Source organism: Massilia rubra, assembly GCF_011682065.1.
GTDB classification, from domain to species: domain Bacteria; phylum Pseudomonadota; class Gammaproteobacteria; order Burkholderiales; family Burkholderiaceae_D; genus Telluria_A; species Telluria_A rubra.
In genome coordinates this window covers 153,038-178,272 of sequence record NZ_VUYU01000012.1, presented here as the reverse complement: position 1 = coordinate 178,272, position 25,235 = coordinate 153,038, and the positions used below count along the sequence as shown (strand labels likewise).

The following is a 25,235-nucleotide window of genomic DNA, read 5'->3' as shown; positions in this document are numbered from 1 at the left end:
TGAATTTTTCGCGCCGCGCGATCCCCGTTTCGGTATCGCGCGCCGCCCCGCCCCACCCGCCCTTCGACAATCTATCCAAATGTTGCACTTACGCATCACAAGTTATCAGGACGATTACGAACGGGAGGATAATGATCGACAAGCGCCACCCTGCTCTATAAAGTCGAAGCTGAACCCCGCGCTGGCCCAATTCCCGCTAGCCTGAAAAACAACATTCCCGCACCTGGCCTGAGCCACGCGCGCGCACCGACGTGCTGCGCCTGCGCAAGGCATGCTTCACCGGACTTCTATTTATGACCAAGCTTGCTTCCCGCCCTGCCCCTGTCGTCACGCGCGCCTGCACCCTGGCCGCCCTGCTGCTGGCCGGCGGCGGCGCGCGCGCGGCCGATCCGGACGGGCTGGCCTGGACCTTCGGCGGCTTCGGCACGGCCGCGGTGACCTACTCCGACAACCGCCATGCCGATTTTTCCTCCAGCGTCCTCAAGGCCACCGGGGCCGGCTACACCGACGCCTGGAGTGCGCATGTGGACAGCCGCCTCGGCGCGCAGCTCGGCGTGACCGTCAACAAGCAGTGGTCGGGCGTGGTGCAGGTGATCGCCGAACAGCGGCTCGACCACAGCTACCGCCCCATCGTCGAATGGGCCAATGTCAAATACCAGGCCACGCCGGACCTGTCGCTGCGGCTCGGGCGCATCGGCCTGCCGATCTTCCTGGCGGCCGACTACCGCAAGATCGGCTATGCCTACCCGTGGGCGCGCACGCCGGTGGAAGTGTACGGCGCCATCCCGATCAGCAACAGCGACGGGGTCGATGTCAGCTACCGCTGGCGCGCCGGCGACGTCAAATTCGTCAGCCAGGCATTCGCCGGCGGCACCACCCTGCAACTGCTCGACGAGAACAGTGTCAAGGCGCGCAAACTGACCGGCATCTCGACCACCGCCGAACACGGCGCCCTGAGCGGGCGCATCAGCGCCTTCAGCAGCGAGGTGACGATCAACCTGGCCGGCTATCTGTTCGACGGCCTGCGCCAGTTCGGCCCGCGCGGCGAAGACCTGGCGCGTCAATATGAAGTCGAGAGCAAGCGCTTCAACGCCCTGACCGTCGGCGCCACTTACGATCCCGGCAACTGGTTCGTCATGGGCGAAATCGGGCGCTTCACCACCCATTCCTTTTTCGGCAAGTCGGTTACGGTGTATTCCAGCGCCGGCTACCGCTTCGGCGCCTTCACGCCGTATATCGCGTTCGCCGGCGCCAAGGCCAAGAGTGCCACGCGCGACCCCGGCCTGCCGCTGGACGGCTTGCCGCCGCAGCTGGCCGCACCGGCCGCCCAGCTCAATGAAGGCCTGAACTACCTGCTCAAGAGCGTGCCGGTCCAGAACACCGTCAGCGCCGGGATGCGCTGGGATGTGCGCCACAATATCGCCCTCAAGCTCCAGTACGACCGGGTGCGCCCGGGCCAGCATTCGCGCGGCACCCTGTTCAACGTGCAGCCGGGCTTTGGCGCGCACCCGCGCGTGAACCTCGCGAGCGCGGTGCTCGACTTCGTGTTCTGAGGATGGCGCCATGATCAACAACTCACTTCGACGCGTGCTGGGCGCCTGCGCCCTGGCGGTGGCATTGTCTGCGCCATCGCTGCACGCCGCCGGCGCCGAACTGGTGGTGATCGTCTCGGCCAAAAGCCCGGTCGCCAGCCTGCGCGCCGACCAGGTGGCCGACATCTTCCTCGGCCAGGTCGGCACCTTTCCCGACGGCGCCGAAGCGGTGGCGCTCGACCAGCGCATCGGCTCCCCGCTGCGCGACGAATTCTATGCGCGCGTGGCCGCCAAGACGCCGGCCCTGCTCAAGGCTTACTGGACCAAGATGATCTTCACGGGACGCGGCCAGCCACCCCAGGAAGCCGCCGACAGCGCCGCCGTGCGGCGCATGGTGGCCGACAATCCGGCCCTGATCGGCTACATCGACAAGGCCGCGCTCGACCCGAGCGTCAAGGCCGTGCTGATGGTGCGCTGAGCATGAACGGCACGCGCGCCCGCCTCACGCGCCTGCTCGGGCTGGCGCAGGAAACCCACATCTCGCTGCCGCTGTTCGCCATGCTGCTACTGGTGATGATCTGGATGGCCACCGACCACTTCATCGGCATCGAGCGCGCCGCCGCGCAGAGCGCCGCGCGCGCGTCGAGCCAGGAACTGATCGACACCTACGAAGCGCAGATGCAGCGCAACCTGGGCAGCATCGACCAGACCCTGAAAGTGCTCAAGTACGCGGTCGAACTGAAAGGCACGGCCGGCGCCCTGCCCGCCCTGAACCAGCAAGGCTTGCTGCCTTCGGGCCTGGTGTTCGTGGTCAGCATCGCCGACCGCGACGGCATGCTGGTGGCCAGCAATCCGCCGGCGCGCATGATCGACGTGTCGCACCAGGGCTACTTCGGCTTCCACCGCGACAGCGATACCAGCACGCCCTACGTCAGCCAGACCCTGCGCGACGACGCCAATCCCGACTGGCACCTGCACTTCACGCGGCGCCTGAACGACAAGGATGGCAGCTTCGCCGGCGTCGTCATCGTCGAAGTCGACCCGGCCTACTTCACCAGCGGCTACGAGCGCTCGCGCCTAGGCGAGTCGGGCGCGCTCGGGCTATATGGGACCGACGGCGTTTTCCGCGCCCTGCGCATCGGCGACAAGGTGGTCTGGGGCCAGGCCGCGCCGCGCTTCGCGCGCGAGGCCGGCGCCGGCCAGGCGGTGGCCAGCAGCTGGGACGGCGTGCGCCGCTACACCAGCGTGCGCCGCCTGCACGGTTTTTCGCTGACCGCGCTGGTCGGCCTGTCCGAACACGAGTCGATGGCCGCTTTCGAGCAGCAGCGCCGCAACTACCTGTGGGTGGCCGGCAGCGGCAGCGCCGTGCTGGTCGTCATCGTCACCCTGGTGTGCGTCTGGTCGTGGCAGCTCACGCGCACCCGGCGCCGCATCCGGCGCGCCCAGGAAACCTACGCCGCCGCCTCGGAAGCGAGCCTGGATGCCTTTTTCGTCATGCGCAGCATCGTCGACGACGGCGGCGCAATCAGCGACTTCGTGATCGAAGCGACCAACACGCGCGCCGAAAAACTGGCCGGCATGGACAAGCCGGCCCTGCGCGGCATGCGCCTGTCGGCCATGCTGCCGGCCTTTCGCGACAACGGCATCTTCGAAGACCTGATCAAGGTCACGCTGGACGGCGGCGTGCACGAAGCCGAATGGCTGGCCGAATTGAGCGGCGCGCGTACCTGCTGGCTGCACCGCCAGGTGGTGGCGGTCGAAGACGGCGTGGTGGCGATCGTGCGCGACATCACCGAGCGCAAGGTGGCCGAGGAACGCATCCGCCACATGGCGCACCACGACGAGCTGACCGGCCTGCCCAACCGCAGCCTGATCCGCGACCGCCTGGACCAGGCCATCGTCCAGGCGCAGCGCCGCAACCGCTGCGTGGCGGTGGCCTTCATCGACCTCGATGGCTTCAAGCTGGTCAACGACGGCCTCGGTCACAACGCCGGCGACGAACTGCTCAAGGTGGTCGGCACGCGCATGGCGGCCTGCGTGCGGCGCGAAGACACGCTGGGGCGCTTCGGCGGCGACGAATTCATCATCATCCTGCCCGACCAGCCGGACAACCCGATGGCGGTCACGCCGGTGCTGGAAAAGATCCGCCAGGCCGTCACCGAACCGATCCTGCTGGGCGGCCAGGAAGTGCAGGTCAGCTGCAGCATGGGGGTGGTGATGTACCCGCGCGACGGGACCGGGCCGAACACCCTGATGATGAACGCCGACGCCGCCATGTACCGCGCCAAGGAGATGGGCAACAACAACTTCCAGTTCTACACGCGCGAGATGAACGCCAGCGTGGAAGAAAAACTGGTGCTGCTCGAAGGCTTGCGCGGCGCCCTCGACGACGGCCAGTTCCACCTGCTGTACCAGCCCAAGGTGGACCTGCGCAGCGGCCTCATTTTCGGCGTCGAAGCGCTGATCCGCTGGGAGCATCCCGAGCATGGCGTGATCTCGCCGCTGCGCTTCATCGGACTGGCCGAAGAAAGCGGGCTGATTGTCGCCATCGGCGACTGGGTGCTGCACACGGCGTGCCGCCAGAACAAGGCGTGGCAAGATGCGGGCCTGGGGCCGGTGACGATGTCGGTCAATGTCTCGCCGCGCCAGTTCGAAGAAAAGCGCCTGGTCGAACGGGTCGCCGCGGCCCTGCGCGAGAGCGCCCTGACACCAAGCGCGCTGGAGCTCGAAGTGACCGAAAGCCTGATCATGCGCGACCTGTCGCAATCGGTCGAGAAGATGCGCGAGTTGAAGGCGATGGGCATTTCGCTGTCGATCGACGACTTCGGGACCGGCTATTCGAGCCTGTCGGCGCTCAAGTCCTTCCCCATCAGCACCCTGAAGATCGACAAGTCCTTCGTGCGCGAACTGGCCGACAATCCCGACGACCAGGCCATCGCCAAGGCGGTGATCTCGCTCGGGCACATGCTCAAGCTGCGCGTGATCGCCGAAGGCGTCGAGACCGAGCAGCAGTGCGCCTTCCTGCGCGATAACGACTGCGACGAGATGCAGGGCTACCTGTTCAGCCGTCCGGTGCCGCCGGCGCAGATCGCCTTGTTGCTTGAAGAACAGGCGCGCATGCAGGCCGGCTGCGACAGCGCCGGGCGTCCCTTGTTCGGCCCGCACGCCGATGCGGCATGACGAAGATAGCTTGAACTAACCGTGGTGCGCGCAGGTCCAATCGGTACATGAGTGATGTGCCTATGTTCTGATTGGAGGTTTTTCATGCTGTCGAAACTACTCAAGGCGTTTCCCGGCGTTTTTTCGTTGCGGCCGAGCAGCGACTACAGCGAGTACGGCGAGTACGGCGGAGTCCGGATACATCAAAGCGCTGCCGAGATGATGCGCGACAACTGGGCAGGGATAGGGAGCAGGATGGAAGCGGCCATCGACAAGGTAGGCCGAGATGTCGAACAGCAAAAAAACAAGTAGGTATGTGCTATCGACGCCGCGTGAAGCGGGCCGGGTTTTCTGCAATTGCGCCGATACCTTGCCAAGAAGCCCGGAGCGATGCCGCATGTTCATATCGTCGCATCCTCACGCAGCGACAAGTGATGATTCAGCGCCGGAGCGGCGGGTCAACGTGGCCGCATGCCGCCGCCGCCGCCATGCGTCCACCAGCTTTCTGCCTCCCCCTGACATCATGCGTCAGTACGGAGGAGTCATCGCCGATGCACCCGAGCGCATCCTGAAAATACTCGAGGCAGATTCGGCCCATCTTCGAGAACGACAACTGAACATCATCAACGCCAAAATGAAAGATATCCAACGCGTTCACTGGATGACCTACAGCTTCATCGCCGGTGGATACGGTATGACGTTGATTTTCGCCATGATGAATAAGGATGTTCTAGCTGGCATCGTTCTAACCACCACGATCATTGGCACAGTGACTAGCTTTATGAAGCAGCGCCACGATCGTGCAACTGACGTCTCCGAAAAGGCGACATCTTCAGAATAGACCGTGAGCATCGGACACGATGCGCTTTACCTGACTGATGTGCCGTCACGCAAAGCGCATCGCCACCGCACCGCCGGCAATCATGCCGACCGCGCACAGGCGACGCACGCCAAGCCGCTCGCGCAGGAACACGCTGGCGATCAGCGCCGAAAACAGGATCGACGTTTCGCGCAGCGCGGCGATGACGGCCACCGGCGCCGCCGTCATCGCCCACAGGGCCAACCCGTACGACGCCATCGAAACAAAGCCGCCGAGCAGGCCGGTCTTCCAGTACCGGCCCGCATAAGCAAGCAAGGCCTGGCGCTCGCCCATCACCGACACCAGCAGCACAGCGGCCGACAGCGCGAACAGCCACAGTGTGTAGGCCAGCGGCGCGCCGGAGCGGCGCACGCCGATGCCGTCGACCAGCGTGTAGCACGCGATCACGGCGGCGTTGAGTAAGGCGAACAGGGTGGCGCGGCGCGAGGGCGACGTGGCGCCAGCGGCGCGCCACAGGCTCATCGCCAGCACGCCGGCGCAAATGAGCGCGATCGCGCCATACTGCCGCAGGCTGAGCACTTCTCCGACGAGCGCGGCGGAAGCGAGCGCCACCAGCAAGGGCGCGCTGCCGCGCATCAACGGATACGCGTGGCTCATGTCGCCATGCGCATAGGCGGCGGCCAGCAGACGGTAGTAAGCCAGGTGGCAGCAGGCCGACGCGATCAGCCACGGCCAACTGGCCGGCGCCGGCAACGCCAGGAACGGCAGCGCCAGCGCGGCCAGCACAGCGCCGCCGCTGGCCACCAATACCGTGGAAAGGAGTTTATCGGGGCCGGCCTTGACCAGTGCGTTCCAGCTCGCATGCAGCAGCGCCGCGAACAGCACCAGCAGCACGGTGGCGCCGGACACGTGCGGGTACTTAGCGTGCCAGCAGGCGCGCCAGCAGCGCCTGCGGCTCGGCCTCGACCATCATCAGGCCGGCATGCTCCTCGCGCACGAAGGCTTCGCGATGCTGGTGCATGACAAACGCGGCCAGCAGGTCGTAGAAGCCGCCGGTATTGAGCACGCCGACCGGCTTGCGGTGGATGCCGAGCTGCGACCAGGTCAGCATCTCGAACAGTTCTTCGAGCGTGCCCATCCCGCCCGGCATGGCGATGAAGCCGTCCGACAGCTCGGCCATCATGGCTTTGCGTTCATGCATGTCGCGCACGATGAACAGCTTGCTCAGGCCGTCGTGCGCCAGTTCGCGTTCGACCAGCGCCTGCGGAATCACGCCGACCGCGTCGCCGCCCAGGCGCAGCACTTCGTCGGCGATGACGCCCATCAGGCCGACCTTGCCGCCGCCAAATACAAGACCGATGCCCTGTTCCACCAGCGCGCGGCCCATGGCGCGCGCGCTGTCCGCGTACAGCGGCGAGGCGCCGTACGAGGCGCCGCAATAGACTGCGATTGACTTCATTGTGTGCCGCTTCTTATTTGAGTTTTTTGAGGTATTCCTCGGACAGCTTCTGGAACAGCAGGTGCGTGTCGCCGCGCAGGTAAGGACCGATCTGCGAGAGCACCTGGTAGCAGCCGCGCGCCAGCGCGTCCGACATGGCCTGCTGCTCCGAATACTTGCGCGGATTGAGCACGTATTCGTACGACAGCCAGTAGGTGGCCACCACCACCATGTTCGTGGCCATGGCATTGATGTCGGCGTCCGACGCTTCGAGCGACTTTTCGCTGCGCAAGTCTTCGCACAACTCCTTGGCCACCTTGATCTTGTGCGCCAGGATCAGCTTGAAATGCAGTTCGAGCTTGCGGTTGCGCGAAAGCAGGTCGTTCAGGTCGCGATAGAAAAAACGGTAGCGCCAGATCAGTTCGAACATCAGATGCAGGTAGATCCACACGTCCTCGATGTTCGAGCGGCGCCCGTCCGGCACCGTCAGGATGCGCTCGATCTCGGCTTCGAACTGCACGAAGATCGAATTGACGATGTCATCCTTGTTGCGAAAATGGTAGTAGAGATTGCCCGGAGAAATATTCATCTCCTCGGCGATCACCGTGGTGGTGATATTCGGCTCGCCGAACTCGTTAAACAGCCGCAACGACAATTCGAGGATGCGTTCACGGGTGCGGCGGGGAGCTTTCTGTAGCATGGCGGGGCGGTCGGTGTTTTTTCTCATGCAAGCATAACACCGAACATGGCTGCCCTCACAGGGTCAAATGACGATACCCCGGCGTACGGTCAGACGCCCTGCCCGCCTTTCGGCGCGGGCGTTTTGGCCGCTGCGCGCTTGCGTGGCGCCGCTGCGGCCTTGGCTACCGCCTTGGCGGCCGGCTTGGCAGGCGCCCCGGCCGCGCGCTTGGCGGCCGGCTTGGGGGCCGGCTTGGCTGCTACCGGCCTGGCGGGAGCCGCCTGAGCGCTCAGTTGCGCCACCAGCTTGCCCAGTTCCTCGACGCGCACGGCCAGCGCCTCGACTTCCGCCCGGGTCGGCACGCCCATGCCGGCCAGGGCGCGCGTGACGCGGTCTTCGAACACCTGCTCCATCTTGTCCCACGATCCGGACGCCTGGCGCGCCACCAGTTCGGCCACGCTGGCGGCGCCCTCGGCCACGCCGCCGGCCTTGTCCTCGGCCATCGAGCGGGTGCGTTTTTGCAGGTCGTTGCCTTCCTGGACCAGTTTGCTGAACACCCGGCTTCCCTCTTCCTGCGCCTTGGCGAACGCGCCAAGGCCGGCTTGCCAGATCTGGTGCGCCGAGGTGCGCACGGCGTCGGCCAGTTGCGAGTCGTCCTCGACGGCCTGCGGATTGAGTTTTTTCGTCATTGCGGAACTCCGTGAATGAAATGTGGGGCGGATCGCTGCGGTCCATTCTAGTGAGCTGCGCTAGAGAGTGCGTTCTAAAGCGCACCAGGCGCCAGTCAGCCCCGGGACGCGACGCGCGCCATTGTGGCATACACATGCTTGTTGGGCGTGACCTTCAAGCGCGGATCGCGCGGGTAGCACGCCTGCGCAATCGACACGCCATACAGGCCGGCGAGCACCTCGGCCACGGCCGGGGAACGGCTGGCGCCGGCGAAACAGTGCACCAGCAGCAGGTCGATCCCGTCGTGGTCGAGCACCTCCCGCAGGTCGCGCAAGATGGCTTGGGCAATCGCTTCCGTGAACAGATGCCGCGGCGGCGCGCCGGCAGCGTCCGGCTCGACGTCGTCGAAGGCATATTCGCGCACCCAGGCGTGGCCCGCGCGTAGCGGCGGATAGACGTGGTGTCCGACCGCCTGGCCATCGAGGATGCGGATCACGTAGGTGCGCGCGGAAACGTCCGGCGGCACCTCGCTGGCATCCTCGGCGCTCATGAACATCACGCTGCGGACCACGCCGGCTTGTTTATCTGGCGTCATCCTGGTCACTCCATATCCAGCAGCACCACATCGGATGCAAACACGGTCAGGCACGTATTCGCGCTCAAAAAATAGATGGCGTAATGCCGCACAGTGCGGCCATACGCAAAATGGTCGGTCCACGCCTTGGCCGCCTCCGAATCGGGATACTCCACCAGCGCTTCGATGTGCACCGTGCGCAGCTGGTCGTATTCGAAGGGGTCCAGCGCGGGGCCGGGAAATGACGAGCGCGCGAACGAACACACCGATCCGAACACCAGTTTTTTCCGCTCCAGCCGTTGCGCCCCGTCGTACTCGATGATGACCGACAGCTTACCGCCATCGGTAACCAGATTGACCGTGGTCGCGCCATAGTCGGGCAGCCATTGGCTGGTGTCGATCACGAGGACATCGCGTCCGATTTTCTTCATGTTATCCATCGTCCAAAAATTCAATTTTGTCGAGGCGCCAGCATGCCAGGGCATGTTTTCCAAAGCGCCGCTCGCATCGCTATTGCCTGTTGCCGCTCTCCCAGTCGCTCTAGGAAGGACGGTATACATTCCGAAGAATTTCCAGGCGCGTCTTGGCGATTCCGGGCGCCGTCGCCGCGAGCAGGTCTTCGATTTCCTTGAACCGCGCCGCGCGCAGGCTGCGGTCCTGGTTGCGAATCCTGGAAAGCAGCGTGACCGCCTGGGAGCCCAGCTTGTCTTCGTAACAACGCGAAGGTCCAGTCAACGGCTGACGAAGAAGCTGCTCCAGACGCGCCGGCGTGAGGTTGGCAAAGGCGCTCCCGCACCCCTCTTGCACGGCCGATGGCTCGCCATGGGCAGCGAGAGGAAACAACGCAAGCATTGCGATGCCGGACGAACGTCGTATATCTTGGGCGAATGTCATTGCGTCGCTTTCTGCGGTAAATAGGAGGACTGGCCGTACCGGGTCGACTTGCCGGCGAGATTTCCCGTAAGCATCGATTATATCCGGCCAACACGAGCCGGTCGGTCCGGTCAGCGTGCCGGCGCCCTGTCGAAGGGGGGCCGGGCGTCAATATCCTCCGGCAACAGCGGCACAATCCGGCGGGCGCGCCGGCCTGCTTTATCACGACCGGCCAGCGTGCCTGGCCGCGATCAGGGTCATTGTCGTCATTCTGCGCAGCGCGAGAATGTTCCCGCGCCGAGGTTGGCGTAACGTAGCGCAAACGCGCCATCGTTATCGCTGCCGGGGCCGACCTCCACAGTGACGGTTTGCAGGTTCATGCGCGCCGGGGCGTGGGCATCGGGCACCGGCCATGGCGTCATGATACAGGTTCAGGCGGGTCTACTTTTCCTGACGGACTTGCATGGCCCGCGTGCGGGCGCATCAGCCAGGTCGTGACCTCGGGCGCCGCCAGCGACGCACCGCGCAAAAATCGATTTCTCATCGGGGTGACATGCGCTTGCGGGCGGCGGAAAAGCAGAAATCAGTCTTCCATCATGATCGGCGGCGCCATCTCGTTCATGCTCCTTTCGTACCCGGTCCAGTCAAACAGGCGCCGCAGTCGCTCCAGGCGCTTGCGCGTCAGGCCGGGTGGCGTGTTCGCCAGCAGCGCATCGACTTGCCTCACACGCATGGGGCGCTTTCCGTACTCCTGGTTTCGCAACGCCTCAAGCGCCTCCCTCGCCCGCATATGGGCACGCACGCACGGCCCCGCATAGACCCGCATCAGCCAGGTCGTGACCTCGGGCGTGGTCAGTCCGAGCGTGTCGACGCGCTTGACCACCAGCGCAAGTCGGGCGCAGGCGGGCGTGTCGCTCGCCACTTGCGTCTCGTCCAGGCCGGCCCGGTCCTGGTCGACCGACTCCGTCCATGGCAAGGTCAGCAAGCCCGGCACCACCCGCGCGCGGTATTGCGCCAGGAACTCGCTCGCTTGCGGCACGCGCAGGAGCGATTCGACCACATCGCGCCGTTCATCGCGCAAGCCATCGATCTCGCGCCGTATCGTTGGCAAGAGCAGTCCCACATTGTTCTTCAGCGGCTGCATCAGCATGCGACGCTCCTCCTCGGATCTTTTCGAAAATAGTTGCTCGTAGAGGAACTCGACAGCGGAACGGCTCCCGCTGTTGGCGATGATGTCGCCCACCGCGCGAACGCAAGCGGGAGCGTCCGTACCGGCCGTGTCGGCATAGGCGCGCTTGAGCATGGGCAGATACGCGGGCCCCAGCGGCGCCGCCTGCGCCAGGACCGCCCCCGGCAAACATGTGCCGCGCCCGGCGCTGCCCAGCTTCGTGCGGCGGTTGAGCGCCAGATCATGTTGCAGTCCGGCCAGCAGAAACGGTTGGGGAATCGTCGCTTGCCCGTCGGTCGCGCTGAGCGCTTGGAGCAGTAAATCGCGCCGCGCCAGATCATCCTTGCCGCTTGCCAGCAGTAATGCCACCAGGCGCGGGTGGGCTTGCGGCGCGGGTCGCCGCAGGCTGATGAAGATGCGCAAGGTACTGTCGACCTCGGACGGGATGTCCAACCTGGTGGCCAGGTACTCCATGGTGCGCCGGGAATGGATGCCTGTTTTTTCCATCAACTCGAGCACGGTCGGCAGCATGGCCGGGTTGTGCGCGGCCGCGCTCAGTTGCCAGTCCATCTCGGGCAGCGACTCGCGCTCCCGCAACTGCGACTCGATCGCGCGACGCATGGCCGAATCTTTGGCCGCGTCCGCATACAACCGCAACACGTGGGGGATGCCGGCCGCCGCGCCTTGCACGACCAGATACGGACTGACCATCTCATGACCGCGCGGCATCAGCAAGCTTGCCCGCAGCTGCGGCAGGGCGCCCGTGGTGTCGATCCTGGCGAAAAACAAGAAAGAAGCAACCTGGGACCGCATGTCCGGGAACGTCGTCTCGTCGGCCAGCAATACCGGCGTCATGCGCAGGCGAATGGGCTCGGGCGTATCCCAATCCCACACATGGATCGCACTGGCGCGGCGCACATCGAGGGTGCTGCCCGGGTCGAAAAACACGCTTTCCAGATACGGCGCCACAGAAGCGTCGACGGTTTGCAAACCGCCGATTGCCCGGCTCAGGCCTCGCATCAGCAACAGGGTTTCTTGATCGACGCCGTCGCTGCCATGCGCGGCTTCTTGCCGGGCCAGGTCGGCAACAAGGCGCCGGTGGTGCGCGATCAAGGCGGGCAAGGCGGCTGCGCCGGCCTCGCGCAACTCGGCAATGCCATAGGCGGCGCCGCTCCGGACCGGATGGCGCTCATCCTGCAGCAGGCGCAGCAGCATGGGAACGGCCTGCGCGCCGCGTTTCTTGAGCGCCTCCGGATAACAGTATGGCCGGGCATTCGGGTCCTCGCTCATGAGTTTCTCCAGCTGCGCCAGGCTCGCATCCACGATGGCGGCGGGACAGGGAGGGAGCACCACCACGGGGGAATACGAGATGGCTGCGGCGGGAAGATGGGCAAGCAGCGCCATCAGCATGGCGGTGCGCAGGAACGTGAGGGTCATGCTCGATACTTTCAGTTGCGGGCGAGCAGCGGTGGCGCCGGCTGCGGCGGATTATTTAATTTCTTAAAAGCATTAATCGTAACGCCTTGCGCACTGCGGCCCCAAAAAGCGCATCGCCTGTTGCGCTCCCGCTGTCGCGCCGGCGCCGCTATTGCACGGGCGAGCGGTCGTGGTCGCGACGCGAGTATGCATAGACCCGCTCGAGCGTCGCCAGGCGACGCTGCGCGGGACCGAGGGGCGTTTCCACGAGCAACTGCCCGATTTGCCTGAAACAGGCCGCGCGCAAGCCGCGCTGTTCGTCACGAATGTTTTGGAGCAATAACATGGCCTGCTTCGCTGCATCCTCGTTGGATCCGGCCACCAGCCGCAACAGCAAGCTCACCAGCTCGGGCGTCCTCGGGGCGATGCGGTCCATGCGCAGCACCGCCAGCCCACCCCTGGTGGCAGGCGTGTCCGTCGAGCGCATGCCGGGGCTGATGCCGAACGAGGCCTGGTATTCCGAATATGGTGCGAGCAGCAATCGATGCGCATCGGCCTTGAATGGCAAGGCCAGCAGGCCGGGCAGGATGCGCGCCCGATAAGCGGCCAGCACCTCCTCGCCCCCGGGCGCGAGCAGCATCGACTCGACCATCACAAGCCGGGCGCCACGCAGGCGGCCGATGCTCGCTTCGAGGCGCGGCGCCAGCGGCGCGATATTGCGCATCAAGGCGCGCTGCAGATCCTGCATGTGCTGCTCGTCGTTGCTGGCCAGGAAACGCTCGTACAGAAATTCCAGGGCCGGACGCGAGGCGAGGCTGGCAATCAGGTCGACGGTTTCGGACAGGCAAGCGTGCGCGCCCGACTGCGCGGCGTCGCGGTAGGCGCGCTTGAGCATCGGCAAGTCGGACGGCGACAGCAATCCGGCCTTCCAAAGGATCGTGGCCGGCAGGCAGGCGACCTGTGGACCTTGCGGCGCCTGCCGCCGCGCCAGCCGCAGATCGCTGCGCAAGCCATCGACCAGCAAGCTGCGCGGAATCTGCGCGACCGGACCGGTGACGTCCATCGCCCGGAGGAAAAGATCGCGCCGCAGCGGATCCCGATTGCCGGCGGCCAGCAGGGACGCCAGCAATTTCTCATTGGCCTGCGGAAATTTCCGATTGATCGTGATGAAGGCCGCAGCAGCGCTGTCGGCCGTCGATGGATCGCCCAGCTTGTCGATCAGGTGCGCAATCGCGCCTGGCGAATCGATGTTCCGTGCCAGCACGGTGATGGCGGCGGAGCGCGATGACGCCTGCCTGATGGCGTCGGCCACATAGCGGTCGGCCAGCGGGCCTCGTTTTTTCAACGGATCGACAACCATGCCGGCTGACTGGAACAGGTAAGGAATGCCAACCTCGTCTCCCTGCACGGCAAGATAGGCCTCGATCAGGCTGCCACCAGACTTGTGCAAGCTTGCCCGCAGCGCGGGCAGGAGCGGACTGGCCCGGCTACCCATCCGGATCAGGGACGGCGCAATCATTTCAGCTTCCTCATTCGTCAGCGTTTCCTTTGCCAGCAGCCCGGCAACCAGCGCCAGCCGCGCCGTGTCACTTGCCTCGGCCATCGCCCAGAGATACTGAAGGAGCATGTAGCGCGACGGATAGGGGAAGTCCGGCCTGCCGTACAGCGCCAACAGCTCCGGGATCGCCGCCTGGGCGGCGGGACCGACACTGGTGATCGCGTGCGCCGTCAGTTGCACCATGTGCTGCGCATGCTCCTGCGCCTGTCCGGCGCCGCCCTGCGCTTGCAGCGTGTCCAACTGCGCAACCTTGCTGCGGAGCAGTGTCATCAGGTCGGGCAAGGTTGCCACCGCCGTCGATCCGAGCTTCTTGACGACCTGCATCGCACTGACCTGCGACGCCTCGCGCTCATCGCGCAGCAGGCGAACCAGCACCGGCACCGCCTGCGCTTGCGCGCGCACCAGGGCATCTTGGTAGCATGACTGGTCGCGGTCCAGCCCCTGAGGGATCAGTCTCTCCACCTGCTCGGGCGTGATGTGGAGTAACTCCTGCGGGCACACAGGCGAGAAAGCAACCATCGAGGCCTGCGCCGCAGCAACGACAACGGAAAGCGCCGCGCTCAGCACCGCATGCGCTATTGTCGTCTTCAATCTCATTGCGATCGCTTTCTGTTGTGACAACGGCCACCCAACGCGGCTGGTCGTCATCCGATTAAATTTCTTCAGTACATTAATTATATACTGTCAACTTAGGTTCTTGATCAGTGCCGCCTGCGCGCGGCAGTTACCGGCCCTGGCGCCAGGAAGTAGGAATGTGAACAAGAACAAGATGGCGTGGGCCGCCGCGGCCCTGGCGCTGGGCGGATTGCATGGGCTGGCAAGCGCCACGTCAGTGCCGATGCCAGAGGAACCCATTTTCTCCGACAAAATGAGTTGCACCATCGATGGCGCGACCACCTTCAGCGCCAGCGGCGCCCAGGTCAATATCAAGCGCCTGAGTGCGACCGAAGGCCGGGTCGTCATGAGCCTGGGACTGGGCATGACGGTTGCCAGCAACGGCCAGACGCACGAGATCGCGACCGGGGCCTTCGAACTGCCCGCCGAGGAAGGCAGCTACCGCTTTCCCAAGGCCGGCAGCGCGGGCGCCTGGTCGAGCGTGTACCGGATCAGGGATGGCGAGCAGCGGCTGGTCGAGGACTATACCGGCAGCGCCTGGTGGCAACTGCATGGCGGCGCGGGACCGGGACAGGAACCGGAACCGGAACCGGGACCGGAACCGGGACCGGAACCGCAAGCGAGCCTGATGCTCGATATCACCGAGCTCGAGATCCTGAGAATGGCCAGGCGTCCCGAGCGCACCATGCGTTTCAACGTCGGCGGCACGTTTCGCTTCAACGCGGCCCGGGCCGGCAGTGTCAAGGGTGCGCCGCCGCCAGCGCGCGAGCACCTCATCGAGTGCGCTTTCAAGGTCTATCTTGAGTTGCCCAGGGCTTGATCGACCTGCCGCATGCGGCGCTCCACGGATCGTAGCCGGCGCCGTTGCGGCGCGCCCAGATGGTGGCGTCGGCGTCGGGCGCGGTGCGGTAGTTCAGCGCCACCATTTCCTCGCTGCTTGATCCGCTGGCGCCGACATCGATCGCGTGCAGCACGAACGGCAGCGAACGATAGCGCGCACAATCGCTGTTCCCGGCCATCAGCAAGCGCGCCTTGTCCAGCAATGCGGCCTGCTGCGCCAGCACGGCCGTCAACTCCGTGTCGGGCATGCGCTGCATGAGTTCCACCGGTGTGGCCGGGATCGCGCAGCCGCTGGCGCGGTCGAGCCAGACGAACTGGCGAATCTGCTGGTCGGCGCTCCACTGGCCGCTGGCGTAAGCGAATGCGATGCGCTGCATGCGGCACAGCAGTTTGAGCCCGCGCCGCGGCGCCATGTCGACCCTGGCCGTGACCTCCCACGGCATGCCGCTGTGCCCGCGCGTGACCTCGAACGCCGGCTGCGCACTGTGATTATCCGGAAAACGCTTCTGGTAATAGGCATGGAAGGCTTTCACCTCGGCCTCGGTCGGCGCCCGGGTTTGAAGGGGGATGATGGTTTCGCCCGCCGCCTGCGCGCCCGCCGCCAGCAGCAGCGCCGCCAACAACAGGCGCCTCATGCGCGTGCCAGCATGCGCCGCTCGACCGATGCGCCGGCGCGCATGCCGAACGTGAAGCAGGTGGCGCCATCTTCGGACACCACGTCCAGCGTGGCGCCGTGCGAACGGGCGATTTCGGACGCGATGAACAGGCCCAATCCCAGGCCCTCGCTGGCGACCTGGCTGGAGGCCCGCCAGAACGGCTTGAACAGCTGCCCGATCCTGGCCGGCGCGATGGCCGGCCCGCCATTGGTCACGCTGATCTCGAACTGGTCGTCGCGCGCGCGGGCGCTCACTTGCACCGGCTCGCTGCGCGCGCCGTGCACCAGCGCATTCTTGAGCAGGTTCGACAGCAACTGCTGGATGCGCGCCGGGTCGCAATACACGGTCTCGGGCAGGTCGATCTCGAGCCCGATGCGCTGTTCCGGATAGGCGCCCTGCAGCTCGGCCACCACCTGTTCGAGCGACTGCTGCAAGCCGCTCTCGTTGCGCAGGTCGAGCGCGATACCGCCACCCATGCGCCCGCGCGTAAAATCCATGACGTCGTTGACCAGCGCCGAAATGCGCAGCGCACTGCGTCGCATGCGCTCGATCACGCCCTCGGCCTGCGCGCTCAGGTGCTCGCGCCGCAGCAGCTCGGTGCCGAGCATGATCGACGACAGCGGCGTGCGCACGTCGTGCCCCAGCACGGCGATGAACTGCTCGCGCAACTCCGACGTATCGCGCTCGCCCAGCAGGGCCAACTGCGATTCGGTCAGTTTCAGTTCGGTTTCGAGGTGCTTGGAGATGAGCTGGGCGAACAGCGTCATGCTCGAGACGGTGGCCGTGTTCGACAACTGCGCCGGCAAGGGATCGAGCCCGCACAGGGTGCCGAAATAGGAGCCGTCCGGACGGTGGATCGGCAGCGAGATGTAGCTCTGGAAGCCGTAGATGCGCGGAGTGTGGTGGTGGCGGTAGCGCGTATCTTCGCTCACATTGTCGATGATGACGGGCCGCTTGGTGTCGCGCACTTCCTCGCACAAGGTGGTGGCCACATCGAGGCCGTCGCCGACCTTCAGGCCGAATCCGAGTTCGTCGCGCACGGCGCAGGTGGTCCACGAATCTTGCGTCACGCGCGCGATGCAGACGAAGCGCAGCCCCGTGATCGCGGCCACCGCTTCGAGGATGGTTGGCACTGATGAAATCGCCTCGATGGCGGCGATATCGGCAGCTATATCTGTTTGCATCAATCTCTCTTGCGCGAAAACCCGGTTGGACGAAGCGCAATCGTATCATGCGGCCCGGATGGCGGAGATTTAGGCTGCCTGGCGCCCGTGCATCTGGCGGTGCAGGCGGAAGCCCTCGCGGATATTCTCGCGCAGGACCGCGCCCTTCCACGGCTTGGTGTAAAAGCGGTCGATCGCCCCGTGGTTGATCGCCGCCATGATGGGCGTGAGGTCCGAATACGCCGACAGCATGATGCGGAAGGTATCCGGGCACAGGTTCTTGACCCGCTCCATGAATTCGGTCCCGCTCATGAGCGGCATGCACTGGTCGCACAGGATCACCTGCACCTTGTGGCGCGCCAGGATATCGAAGCCTTCGGCCGCCGTCTGCGCGGTCAGGATGCGGTAGCCGTCCTGCGCCAGGAAGTCCGACAGCACGTCGAGCATGAAGGCGTCGTCGTCGACGATGAGCAGGGTTTGCTGGTTCAGCAGCGACTCGTCGAGCGGCGGCATCAGGTACTTGCCTTCGCCGAGCATCTGTTCGAATTCGTCTTCCGGCAGCGGGCGGCTGAAGTAGTAGCCCTGCATCTCGTCGCAGCCGTGGCGGCGCAGGTAGGCCAGTTGCGCATCCTTTTCCACGCCTTCGGCGATCACCTGCAGTTTCAGGCTGTGCGCCATGTTGATGATGGCCAGCACGATGGCCGCGTCGTCCGGGTTGCTGGTCACTTCGCGCACGAACGCGATGTCGATCTTCAGTTTGTCGATCGGGAAGCGCTTCAGGTACGCCAGGCTCGAATAGCCGGTGCCGAAATCGTCGATCGAAATCTGGATGCCGAGCGCCTTCAGGTTGCGCAGCACGGTAATCGTGTCTTCCGCGTTCGACATGAGCGAACTTTCGGTCAGTTCGAGCTCCAGCAGTTCGGGCGCGATGTCGTGCACCTTGATCGCGTTGAGCACTTCCTGTTCCAGGCCGCCGACGAAAAACTGGATGCCGGAGACGTTCACCGACAGGTGCACCGGCCCGATCTTGCTCTTGCCCCAGTCGCTGATCTTGCGGCACGCTTCATTGAGCACCCAGGTGCCGACCCGCACGATCAGGCCCGTCTCTTCCAGGATCGGGATGAACAGGCCCGGGGACACCATGCCGTGGCCCGGCCGCTTCCAGCGGATCAGCGCTTCGGCGCCGCTGATGCGGCCCGACCCGATATGCACCTTGGGCTGGTAGTACAGCACGAATTCGCCATGGTCGATGGCGCGCCGCAGCGCGTTTTCCAGGTCCAGCCGGGCCAGCGACTGCGCGTTCATCTCGGCCGTGAAAAAGCGGAACGCATCGCGCCCGGCTTCCTTGGCGCGGTACATGGCCGTGTCGGCGTACTTGATCAGGGTGTCGGCGTCGAGCCCGTCGTCGGGGTAGACGGTGATGCCGATGCTGGCCGTGACGGTCACTTCGTGCCCTTCCAGGTCGAACGGGCGGCGCAGGGTTTCGCGGATCTTGTCGACCACGGCGATCGCCGTCTGCGGGCCTTCGGGCAGCATCAGGATGGCGGCGAATTCGTCGCCGCCGAAGCGGCCGATGGTGTCGCGCACGCGCAGGCAGTCGACCAGGCGGCCGGCGAACTGGCGCAGCAGCTCGTCGCCGATCGGATGGCCGAGCGTGTCGTTGACGGTCTTGAAGCGGTCCACGTCGAGAAACAGCACGCCCACCGCCCAGCGGTGTTCCCCGGCCTGTTCCAGCGCGCGCGTGAGCGACGAATAGAACTGGCTGCGATTGGGCAGCCCGGTCAGGGTGTCGAAGTGGGCCAGTTTGAGCAGGCGCAGTTCGGCTTCCTTGCGCTCGGTGATATCGCGCGCCACCGCCACCAGGATCCAGCTCGAACCGGAGCGCAAGGTGCGGCGCTGCACTTCGACCGACAGCGGCGAGCCATCCTTGCGCTGCAGGAGCAGTTCGGCCATGGCGCCCGACTGGTCGCCCGAGAGCAGCTTGTCGTACAGCTCTTTCAGGCGCAGCTTGTCGTTCTCGTCCTCGCCCGGCCGGGCCGGCGCCGACAGCGCCAGGAAGTCGTCGCGAAAAAAACCGAGCATGCGGCAGGCGGTGGCGTTGACGTCGACAAACGCCATGCCCGAGCGGTCGATCAGGAAAATGGCGTCGGCGGTGGCGTCCATCGCCGTGCGAAAGCGCCGCAAGTCTTCGTCGAGGCGAATGCGCGCCGTCATGTCGGCCGTCAGCTGCGAGTGGTGGCGCTTGATCTCTTCGTACAGCAGCAGGTTTTCGTAGGCCACCGCGATCTGCGCGCTGACCGTCACCGCAACGCGCTCGTCGACTTCCGAAAAGCCGTCGGCGCCGAGTTTGTCGACCAGGTACAGCCAGCCGTGCACGCGCTCGCGCGAGGCAATCGGCACGCCGAGGAAGGAATGCACGGCCGGGTGGCCCTGCGGCAGGCCGACCGAGCGCGGGTCGCCGTCGATGCCGTCCATGCGCACCGGGATTTTGTCGTCGAGCAGTTTGGCCAGCACCCCGGCGCGCGGGGTGGCCGCCACCACGCGCGCCTGGCGGTTTTCGCCGCACGAGGAAAAATAGCTCAGTTCATCGGCGCCTTCATCGAGCACGCCGATGCAGGCGTATTTGGAGACGCAGATGTTCTGCGCCACGCGGCAGCCGATGGCCAGCAGCGCGGTCGGATCGCGCTCGGCCCCGAGTTCGATCCCGAGTTCGATCAGGGCCGTCAGGCGCAGGCTCACCGCCTGCAGGCTCGATAAGGAACTCGAGAGCCGGTCGGTCATCTGCGACAGGTCGTACGAGGGCTCGGGCAGGCCGTGGCTGGCGATGCGCGAAAGTACCTGGCTGCTGCTCGACTCGACTTCGACCAGGTATTCGGCCACCGTGTTATCGATCGAGAACATACGGCTCGGCTCGGCCGGCGGCGCCGTAAACGACGGCAGCATGACCGGGTCGGTGATCCCGAGCGCCTCGTGCACGGTGCGCAGGATCACATCCGGGTCGGACGGTTTCGGCAGCACCCATTGCACCCCGCAGGCTTGCGCCATCTTGTTCGCTTCGCGTTCGCGGTAGGTGGCGGTGTAGAAGATCACCGGCAGGTCGGCCGTGGCCGGATCGCTGTGCAGGCGCGTGACGAATTCGTAGCCATCCATGTTCGGCATGAGGATGTCCGAGATGACCAGGTCGGGCCGCTCGGCGTGCACCATCTTCAGGCCTTCGACGCCGTTGGCCGCTTCCACCAGGCGGTGGCCGCCGTAGCCGAGCAGGGTCATCAAGAATTCGCGGTTCAGTACATGGTCGTCGACGATCAGGATGGTGGCCTGCTTGTCGGCGCGGCCCTCCCCCGCCGGCGCGACGGTCGGCACGGCCACGCTTTCCTCGATAGTGTTGACCAGCGCGGACGGCGCCTGCAACGGCAAGAAGCTCTCCAGCTGGGCCACGAAGGTATCGGGCTCGATCGGTTTGCCGATGTAGCCGTCGAAGCCGGCGTCGAGCAGGCGTTCGCGGTCGCCCACCATGGCCAGCGCGGTCACCGCCAGCACCGGGATCGCGGCCAGCGCGGCATCGCCCTTGAGCGCGGCCACCACGCCGTAGCCGTCCAGCCTGGGCAGGTGCACATCGCAGATGATCAGGTCGGGCAGCGTCTCGCGGGCGGTGTCGACGCCGCTCACGCCGTCGTACGCCGTCAATGGGGTATAGCCGAATGCCTTCAGCAGGTACACCATCAACTCCATGTTGGTGGCGTTGTCTTCGATTATGAGGATGCGTGCGGACACTGTTGCGCTCCTGGGTTATGCCTGTACTCGTGCAACTGGTGGGATCGCATTCTGAACTCGTCCGTTGCATCCTGACACATCCATGCGCAGAAACGCAATTGCGCACGACGCAATCAACGGGACAGAGGCCAAAGCAGTCGCTATTCGGCGACAAATCCCGCTTCGGCAATGATGACCAGACAATAATCTCACCAATAATCACAAGAAGAAAATCGGATTGTCCATGACAATCAATTTCCTAATGAATGTATCACGGGTCCAGCAGGTGTTGCTAAAGATTATCTTCGCGTGTGGACAGCTTGGCAATTTCCAGCATCAGGCGCGCCAGCACGCGCCGGTTGCGTCCCAGCGCCACGTGGCCGACGCCGCCGAAAGCGATATTCTGGGCGCCTTCGAGCACGCTCGATGTTTGCGGGGCGACGATGTTGTCGTGATGGGTGAAGAGGGAGGTGATCAGCGCGCGCGTGTGCGCGCTTTCGCTGGCGGCCAGTTGGCGCAGCCAGGCGCCGGCGGAGGCGTCGCCGCCCTCGTCGTACTGCATCTGGACCGCGTTCAGGCCGGGGCCCTTGCTGGCCAGGCTGGTGCCGTGGTGCGGCGTACCGATGGTAAATACATGCGCCACCTGCGCGCTGCCATGGGCGCGCAGATACGCGCGCGCCACCAGCCCGCCCATGCTGTGGCCGACGATGATCACGCGCGGCGCGGCGCTGGCGGCGCACAGGGCCTCGACGGCGCGCCGCACCGCCGGCACGAAGTCGTCGATCCCGGCCAGCATCGGTTCCAGGTCGAGCGTGGCGTGGCTGATGCGCGCCGCGTCCAGCTCGCGCACCAGGTGGGCCCAGTAGCCGCTGTTGCAGCCGTACCCGTGCAGCAGCAGCAGCGGCGGCGCCGTGCTGCCCGCGTGGATGCGCTGGTGCGCCAGCGCGTGCGCCATGAACCAAGAGGAATGCGTCAGGGTCGCGATGAATTCTTCGGCAAACAGGCGCAGCATGGCCCCCGCGCCGATCCTGAACGGCGCCGGGGTCGCGCTGGAAAAGCGCGCCGTGGCCCTGAAGTTGTTCGCCGTGAGCAGCATCCGGGCCAGCAGCACGCAGGCCAGGCCGCAGGCCAGCGCCAGCCAGGTTGAAGCCAGCGCGCCGTAGCGCAGCGCGCCATACGCGATGGCGCCGGCCAGCGCCAGCTGCGCCAGCAGCACCCAGCGCAGCATGGCGCGCGCGCTCATGCCGCCGGCGCCAGCGGCGCGGTGGGGCGCCCGGTCAGCGCCTGCGCCAGCTCGCTCGCCAGGCGCGCCGTGATGCCGTACACCGACAGTTGCGGATTGGCGCCGATGGCGGTCGGGAACAGCGAACCGTCGTGCACCGACAGGTTACTCACCCCGTGGTAGCGGCCATTGGCCCCGACTACGCCGCGCCGCTGGTCGTCGCTCATGGTGCAGCCGCCCATCACGTGGGCCGACACCACGCGCGTGATGTGCTCCTTGAGCGGCAGCGCCCCGATGCCTTTTCTGGCGGCCTCCCAGCTGGTGTAGCGCGCGGCCAGTTCATGCACCGGCTGCACGCTGGCGGCGCCGGCGGCGAACTGGATTTCGGCCATCGACAAAAAGGCGCGCCGCACGCCGTCCCACAAAAAGTCGCCGAGCGGGTAGTCGAGCAGCGCCGCGCCCTCGCGGGTGAGGCCCACGCTGCCGCCGGGCGACTCGTCATGGAAGCCGTCGCGCAGCAGCGCCAGCAAGCCATGCACATGCGGGAACTGGCGCATGGTGTCGGCGTGCGCCTGGCCGTAGCCGGCCATGGTGGTCGAGAGCAGCAAGGGATGCAGGGGCGGCGCTTCGAGCTTGTAGCCGATCGGGCCGTCGATCGGGCCATTCTGCAAAAAATGGTCGGAATAGATGGTCTGCGGCGCGCCGGCAAAGCCGTCCACGCGCTGCGCGAAAATCGCCGCCGAGATCACGGTCGGGTGCAGAAAGGTGCGCCGCCCCAGCAAGCCATGCGGATCGGGGGCGCGTGAACGCAGCAGCAGCGCCGGCGAATTGATCGCCCCGCCGGCCACGATGAAGTGCCTGGCGCGCAAGGTGAGCGTGCGCCCGCTGGCGGTCATGCCGTCCGCGCCCAGGGCCTCGCACAGCAGGTGCTCGACCGCGTCGCCTTTGAATACCAGGCGCTGGGCGCGCGCATGCGTGACCAGGGTGGCGCCGTGGCTGAGCGCCGACGGAATCGTCGTCACCAGCATCGACTGCTTGGCGTTGGTGGGGCAGCCCATGCCGCAGTAGCCGAGGTTCCAGCAGCCTTTGACGTTGCGCTTGATCGCGCCCGAGGAAATGCCGAGCCGTTCGGCGCCGCGCCGCAGCAAGTCGTTGTTTTCGTTGGGCGGGGTTGGCCAGGCGCCGATCGACAGGCGCGCTTCCATCATTGCGAACCACGGGGCCAGCGCCGCGCCGGTGTAGGTCGACAGGCCGAAGTTTTTCTGCCAGTAGGCCAGGGTCGCATCCGGCGTGCGAAAGCTCGACGTCCAGTTGACGGTGGTCGAGCCGCCCACGGTGCGGCCCTGCAGGATGTTGATCGCCTTGTCGCGCGTCTTGCGCGCGGCCGACTCCTGGTACAGGGCCGGATAGGCGTGCGCTTCGCGCATCTTGAAGTCGCTCGAGGACTTGAGCGCGCCCTCTTCCACGATGATCACCTTCAGGCCGGCCAGCGTCAGGATTTCGGCGGAAACGCCGCCGCCGGCGCCACTGCCGATAATGACGACATCTGCCTCGATGACGCGGTCCGCTTGCAGGGTGGCGCCGTCGATCACCTTCCAGCCGGCGGCGATGCCAGCCTGGACCGGGTCGGGAATCACGGGAGATGCGGCGCTCATGCCAGTTCCTTCATCGGTCCGGGATAGCCAATCGCGGCCCAGCTCGACGGATCGGCATACCAGGAGCCGATGATCAGGTCGTGCAGCGCGTGGTAGGCGCTTTGCAGCATGCCCAGGCGGTGAAAGCGCCAGTCGTGCAGGAACACGGCGACCTGCTCGACGCTGGCGCCGGCCCAGCCGCCCGGGACGCCCGCCAGCAGGCGCCGCGCGGGCGCCAGCGACAGCAAGCCGAACAAGTCCTGGACTTCCTTTTGCGCCGCCAGCGGCAAGCCAAGAATGGCCTGGTGCACGCGCGCGGTGGTGGCCGCCACGGCCGCGCCGCGCGCGCCCGGATCGGCCGGCAAGGCCCCGGCCAGCATGGCCGGCACGATGGCGTCGATGACCGCCTTCGCTTCGCCGTCGAGCGCGAAGCGCCCCAGCGGCGAAGGGTGGGTGTAACGGTAAATCCCGCCGCCCGCCGCCAGGGCCAGCGCCGAAAGGGCGCCGACCTTGAGGAAGGTTCTGCGTTTTGTCTCCATGTCGTTGTTTTCCATACTATTTTTTGGGCTAGTGTACGCCAAAGCGGGGTGCGCGAAATCGCACAAACTAGAGTCATCCATCTAGTAGTTTCTGGTACAAGGATGCGCCCGGGTTAACTTTAAACGTATAGTTATTACTATGTTTTATTACTTTGAGGAACCGTAATTTCGTGTAATAATAGAATGTATTACTATAGAGAATCTGTTTTTTCGCCGGATTCATCAGGACAGGCGCTGCGGTCGAACCCGGGCGCCATCGATCCGCGCCTGCGCGCGCGTTCCTCTTTTCACCCACTTTGCCCGCTACTTTTCTTGCCCGACGATGACGATATACGATCTCAAGCCACGCTTCCAGGCTCTCCTGCGCCCGTTCACCACGTGGCTGTTCCGGCGCGCCGTCACGGCCAATATGGTCACCGTGGCGGCCATGCTGGCCTCGGTGGCGTACGGCGCGTGGATGTTGTTGGCCGCCTCGACCCTGCCCTACCTGCTGCTGCCGCTGTTCATGTTCGCGCGCATGGCCCTGAACGCGGTCGACGGCATGCTGGCGCGCGAGCACGGGCAACAGAGCAAACTGGGCGCCGTGCTCAATGAAGTGGGCGACCTGATCGCCGACGCCGCCCTGCTGGTGCCGTTCGCCACGCTGGCCGGGGTCAGCCCGCAACTGGTGTACGCGGTCGTGTACCTGTCGGCCCTGACCGAATTTGTCGGCGTCATGGGACAGGTGACCGGCGCCGGACGGCGTTACGACGGCCCGTCCGGCAAAAGCGACCGCGCCTTCCTCTTCGGCCTGCTGGGCCTGTTGATCGGCCTCGGCGTGCCGGTCCTGCCTTACCTCAATCCGGTGCTGATCCTCCTGCTGGTCTTGCTGGCGCTCACTTGCTGGAACCGCGCGCGGCGCGCGGCCGCCGGCGCAGCCTGACGGCA

At 65.6% G+C, this 25,235-nt stretch carries 23 protein-coding genes; 7 read left to right on the top strand and 16 right to left on the bottom strand.

Going from position 1 to position 25,235, the window contains the following annotated elements; translation table 11 throughout:
- The first annotated feature begins 293 nt into the window (after nt 1–293).
- From F0185_RS19190 to F0185_RS19170, 5 genes are all read left to right on the top strand, one after another.
- Complete coding sequence (locus F0185_RS19190; protein WP_167227085.1) at nt 294–1,553, top strand: hypothetical protein; 1,260 nt, start codon at nt 294–296, stop codon at nt 1,551–1,553.
- A 10-nt stretch (nt 1,554–1,563) separates the two neighbouring features.
- Nucleotides 1,564–2,010, top strand: coding sequence for a type 2 periplasmic-binding domain-containing protein (locus F0185_RS19185; protein WP_167227083.1), 447 nt, complete (start codon nt 1,564–1,566; stop codon nt 2,008–2,010).
- Between the two features lie 2 nt (nt 2,011–2,012).
- Nucleotides 2,013–4,712, top strand: a complete 2,700-nt coding sequence (locus F0185_RS19180) for a bifunctional diguanylate cyclase/phosphodiesterase (protein ID WP_167227081.1) — start codon at nt 2,013–2,015, stop codon at nt 4,710–4,712.
- 84 nt (nt 4,713–4,796) lie between these two features.
- On the top strand, nt 4,797–5,003 hold the full coding sequence (locus F0185_RS19175; RefSeq protein WP_167227079.1) for a hypothetical protein: 207 nt from the start codon (nt 4,797–4,799) through the stop codon (nt 5,001–5,003).
- Between the two features lie 85 nt (nt 5,004–5,088).
- A complete protein-coding gene (locus tag F0185_RS19170; RefSeq protein ID WP_167227077.1) occupies nt 5,089–5,532 on the top strand; it encodes a hypothetical protein in 444 nt (147 codons plus the stop codon).
- 45 nt (nt 5,533–5,577) lie between these two features.
- On the opposite strand, the gene F0185_RS19165 is transcribed toward F0185_RS19170, so the two are convergent.
- The 10 genes from F0185_RS19165 to F0185_RS19120 form a co-directional block, all read right to left on the bottom strand.
- On the bottom strand, nt 5,578–6,420 hold the full coding sequence (locus tag F0185_RS19165; protein ID WP_167227075.1) for an EamA family transporter: 843 nt from the start codon (nt 6,418–6,420) through the stop codon (nt 5,578–5,580).
- Between the two features lie 10 nt (nt 6,421–6,430).
- On the bottom strand, nt 6,431–6,970 hold the full coding sequence (locus F0185_RS19160) for an LOG family protein (RefSeq protein ID WP_167227074.1): 540 nt from the start codon (nt 6,968–6,970) through the stop codon (nt 6,431–6,433).
- Between the two features lie 13 nt (nt 6,971–6,983).
- The gene (locus tag F0185_RS19155; protein ID WP_054263370.1) at nt 6,984–7,649 is read right to left on the bottom strand and encodes a TetR/AcrR family transcriptional regulator; all 666 of its coding nucleotides are present in this window, start codon (nt 7,647–7,649) and stop codon (nt 6,984–6,986) included.
- Nucleotides 7,650–7,738: 89 nt separating this feature from the next.
- Nucleotides 7,739–8,317 carry a phasin family protein gene (locus tag F0185_RS19150; RefSeq protein ID WP_167227072.1) on the bottom strand — a complete coding sequence of 193 codons (579 nt, stop codon included), beginning with the start codon at nt 8,315–8,317 and terminating at the stop codon, nt 7,739–7,741.
- Between the two features lie 95 nt (nt 8,318–8,412).
- Complete coding sequence (locus F0185_RS19145) at nt 8,413–8,892, bottom strand: hypothetical protein (protein ID WP_167227070.1); 480 nt, start codon at nt 8,890–8,892, stop codon at nt 8,413–8,415.
- A 5-nt stretch (nt 8,893–8,897) separates the two neighbouring features.
- Nucleotides 8,898–9,302: a hypothetical protein gene (locus F0185_RS19140; RefSeq protein WP_167227068.1), complete on the bottom strand. Its 405-nt coding sequence runs from the start codon at nt 9,300–9,302 to the stop codon at nt 8,898–8,900.
- Between the two features lie 109 nt (nt 9,303–9,411).
- Nucleotides 9,412–9,765 carry a hypothetical protein gene (locus F0185_RS19135; RefSeq protein WP_167227066.1) on the bottom strand — a complete coding sequence of 118 codons (354 nt, stop codon included), beginning with the start codon at nt 9,763–9,765 and terminating at the stop codon, nt 9,412–9,414.
- A 245-nt stretch (nt 9,766–10,010) separates the two neighbouring features.
- A complete protein-coding gene (locus tag F0185_RS19130; protein WP_167227064.1) occupies nt 10,011–10,166 on the bottom strand; it encodes a hypothetical protein in 156 nt (51 codons plus the stop codon).
- A 161-nt stretch (nt 10,167–10,327) separates the two neighbouring features.
- Nucleotides 10,328–12,349: a hypothetical protein gene (locus tag F0185_RS19125; protein ID WP_167227062.1), complete on the bottom strand. Its 2,022-nt coding sequence runs from the start codon at nt 12,347–12,349 to the stop codon at nt 10,328–10,330.
- A 148-nt stretch (nt 12,350–12,497) separates the two neighbouring features.
- Nucleotides 12,498–14,483, bottom strand: a complete 1,986-nt coding sequence (locus F0185_RS19120; protein WP_167227060.1) for a hypothetical protein — start codon at nt 14,481–14,483, stop codon at nt 12,498–12,500.
- Between the two features lie 157 nt (nt 14,484–14,640).
- On the opposite strand from F0185_RS19120, the gene F0185_RS19115 reads away from it, so the two are divergent.
- A complete protein-coding gene (locus F0185_RS19115; RefSeq protein WP_167227058.1) occupies nt 14,641–15,321 on the top strand; it encodes a hypothetical protein in 681 nt (226 codons plus the stop codon).
- On the opposite strand, the gene F0185_RS19110 is transcribed toward F0185_RS19115, so the two are convergent.
- From F0185_RS19110 to F0185_RS19085, 6 genes are all read right to left on the bottom strand, one after another.
- Nucleotides 15,290–15,976 (bottom strand): hypothetical protein, encoded by a 687-nt coding sequence (locus tag F0185_RS19110; protein ID WP_167227056.1) that lies wholly within the window; start codon nt 15,974–15,976, stop codon nt 15,290–15,292. The two genes, F0185_RS19115 and F0185_RS19110, sit on opposite strands and share 32 nt — an antisense overlap.
- The gene (locus tag F0185_RS19105) at nt 15,973–17,181 is read right to left on the bottom strand and encodes a GAF domain-containing sensor histidine kinase (protein ID WP_167227054.1); all 1,209 of its coding nucleotides are present in this window, start codon (nt 17,179–17,181) and stop codon (nt 15,973–15,975) included. The genes F0185_RS19110 and F0185_RS19105 overlap by 4 nt, the downstream gene beginning before the upstream one ends.
- Nucleotides 17,182–17,250: 69 nt before the next feature.
- Nucleotides 17,251–20,934, bottom strand: a complete 3,684-nt coding sequence (locus F0185_RS19100) for an EAL domain-containing protein (RefSeq protein WP_167227052.1) — start codon at nt 20,932–20,934, stop codon at nt 17,251–17,253.
- 271 nt (nt 20,935–21,205) lie between these two features.
- Entirely contained in the window at nt 21,206–22,156 is a 951-nt protein-coding gene (locus F0185_RS19095; RefSeq protein WP_167227050.1) for an esterase/lipase family protein, read from the bottom strand.
- Nucleotides 22,153–23,790, bottom strand: a complete 1,638-nt coding sequence (locus F0185_RS19090) for a GMC family oxidoreductase N-terminal domain-containing protein (protein ID WP_167227048.1) — start codon at nt 23,788–23,790, stop codon at nt 22,153–22,155. The genes F0185_RS19095 and F0185_RS19090 overlap by 4 nt, the downstream gene beginning before the upstream one ends.
- Nucleotides 23,787–24,308: a hypothetical protein gene (locus tag F0185_RS19085; RefSeq protein WP_167227046.1), complete on the bottom strand. Its 522-nt coding sequence runs from the start codon at nt 24,306–24,308 to the stop codon at nt 23,787–23,789. Before F0185_RS19085 ends, F0185_RS19090 begins: the two co-directional genes overlap by 4 nt.
- Nucleotides 24,309–24,630: 322 nt before the next feature.
- Here F0185_RS19085 and F0185_RS19080 point away from each other — a divergent pair, with 322 nt between their 5' ends.
- Nucleotides 24,631–25,230: a CDP-alcohol phosphatidyltransferase family protein gene (locus tag F0185_RS19080; RefSeq protein WP_167227044.1), complete on the top strand. Its 600-nt coding sequence runs from the start codon at nt 24,631–24,633 to the stop codon at nt 25,228–25,230.
- Nucleotides 25,231–25,235 lie beyond the last annotated feature (5 nt).

Excerpts from the sequence above, each read along its gene's own strand:
- F0185_RS19190 (WP_167227085.1), top strand. The coding sequence starts at position 294 with ATGACCAAGCTTGCTTCCCGCCCTGCCCCTGTCGTCACGCGCGCCTGC.
- F0185_RS19185 (WP_167227083.1), top strand. The coding sequence starts at position 1,564 with ATGATCAACAACTCACTTCGACGCGTGCTGGGCGCCTGCGCCCTGGCG.
- F0185_RS19180 (WP_167227081.1), top strand. The coding sequence starts at position 2,013 with ATGAACGGCACGCGCGCCCGCCTCACGCGCCTGCTCGGGCTGGCGCAG.
- F0185_RS19175 (WP_167227079.1), top strand. The coding sequence starts at position 4,797 with ATGCTGTCGAAACTACTCAAGGCGTTTCCCGGCGTTTTTTCGTTGCGG.
- F0185_RS19170 (WP_167227077.1), top strand. The coding sequence starts at position 5,089 with ATGTTCATATCGTCGCATCCTCACGCAGCGACAAGTGATGATTCAGCG.
- F0185_RS19160 (WP_167227074.1), bottom strand. The coding sequence starts at position 6,970 with ATGAAGTCAATCGCAGTCTATTGCGGCGCCTCGTACGGCGCCTCGCCG.
- F0185_RS19155 (WP_054263370.1), bottom strand. The coding sequence starts at position 7,649 with ATGCTACAGAAAGCTCCCCGCCGCACCCGTGAACGCATCCTCGAATTG.
- F0185_RS19150 (WP_167227072.1), bottom strand. The coding sequence starts at position 8,317 with ATGACGAAAAAACTCAATCCGCAGGCCGTCGAGGACGACTCGCAACTG.
- F0185_RS19145 (WP_167227070.1), bottom strand. The coding sequence starts at position 8,892 with ATGACGCCAGATAAACAAGCCGGCGTGGTCCGCAGCGTGATGTTCATG.
- F0185_RS19140 (WP_167227068.1), bottom strand. The coding sequence starts at position 9,302 with ATGAAGAAAATCGGACGCGATGTCCTCGTGATCGACACCAGCCAATGG.
- F0185_RS19135 (WP_167227066.1), bottom strand. The coding sequence starts at position 9,765 with ATGACATTCGCCCAAGATATACGACGTTCGTCCGGCATCGCAATGCTT.
- F0185_RS19130 (WP_167227064.1), bottom strand. The coding sequence starts at position 10,166 with ATGACGCCATGGCCGGTGCCCGATGCCCACGCCCCGGCGCGCATGAAC.
- F0185_RS19125 (WP_167227062.1), bottom strand. The coding sequence starts at position 12,349 with ATGACCCTCACGTTCCTGCGCACCGCCATGCTGATGGCGCTGCTTGCC.
- F0185_RS19120 (WP_167227060.1), bottom strand. The coding sequence starts at position 14,483 with ATGAGATTGAAGACGACAATAGCGCATGCGGTGCTGAGCGCGGCGCTT.
- F0185_RS19110 (WP_167227056.1), bottom strand. The coding sequence starts at position 15,976 with ATGAGGCGCCTGTTGTTGGCGGCGCTGCTGCTGGCGGCGGGCGCGCAG.
- F0185_RS19105 (WP_167227054.1), bottom strand. The coding sequence starts at position 17,181 with ATGCAAACAGATATAGCTGCCGATATCGCCGCCATCGAGGCGATTTCA.
- F0185_RS19095 (WP_167227050.1), bottom strand. The coding sequence starts at position 22,156 with ATGAGCGCGCGCGCCATGCTGCGCTGGGTGCTGCTGGCGCAGCTGGCG.
- F0185_RS19090 (WP_167227048.1), bottom strand. The coding sequence starts at position 23,790 with ATGAGCGCCGCATCTCCCGTGATTCCCGACCCGGTCCAGGCTGGCATC.
- F0185_RS19085 (WP_167227046.1), bottom strand. The coding sequence starts at position 24,308 with ATGGAGACAAAACGCAGAACCTTCCTCAAGGTCGGCGCCCTTTCGGCG.
- F0185_RS19080 (WP_167227044.1), top strand. The coding sequence starts at position 24,631 with ATGACGATATACGATCTCAAGCCACGCTTCCAGGCTCTCCTGCGCCCG.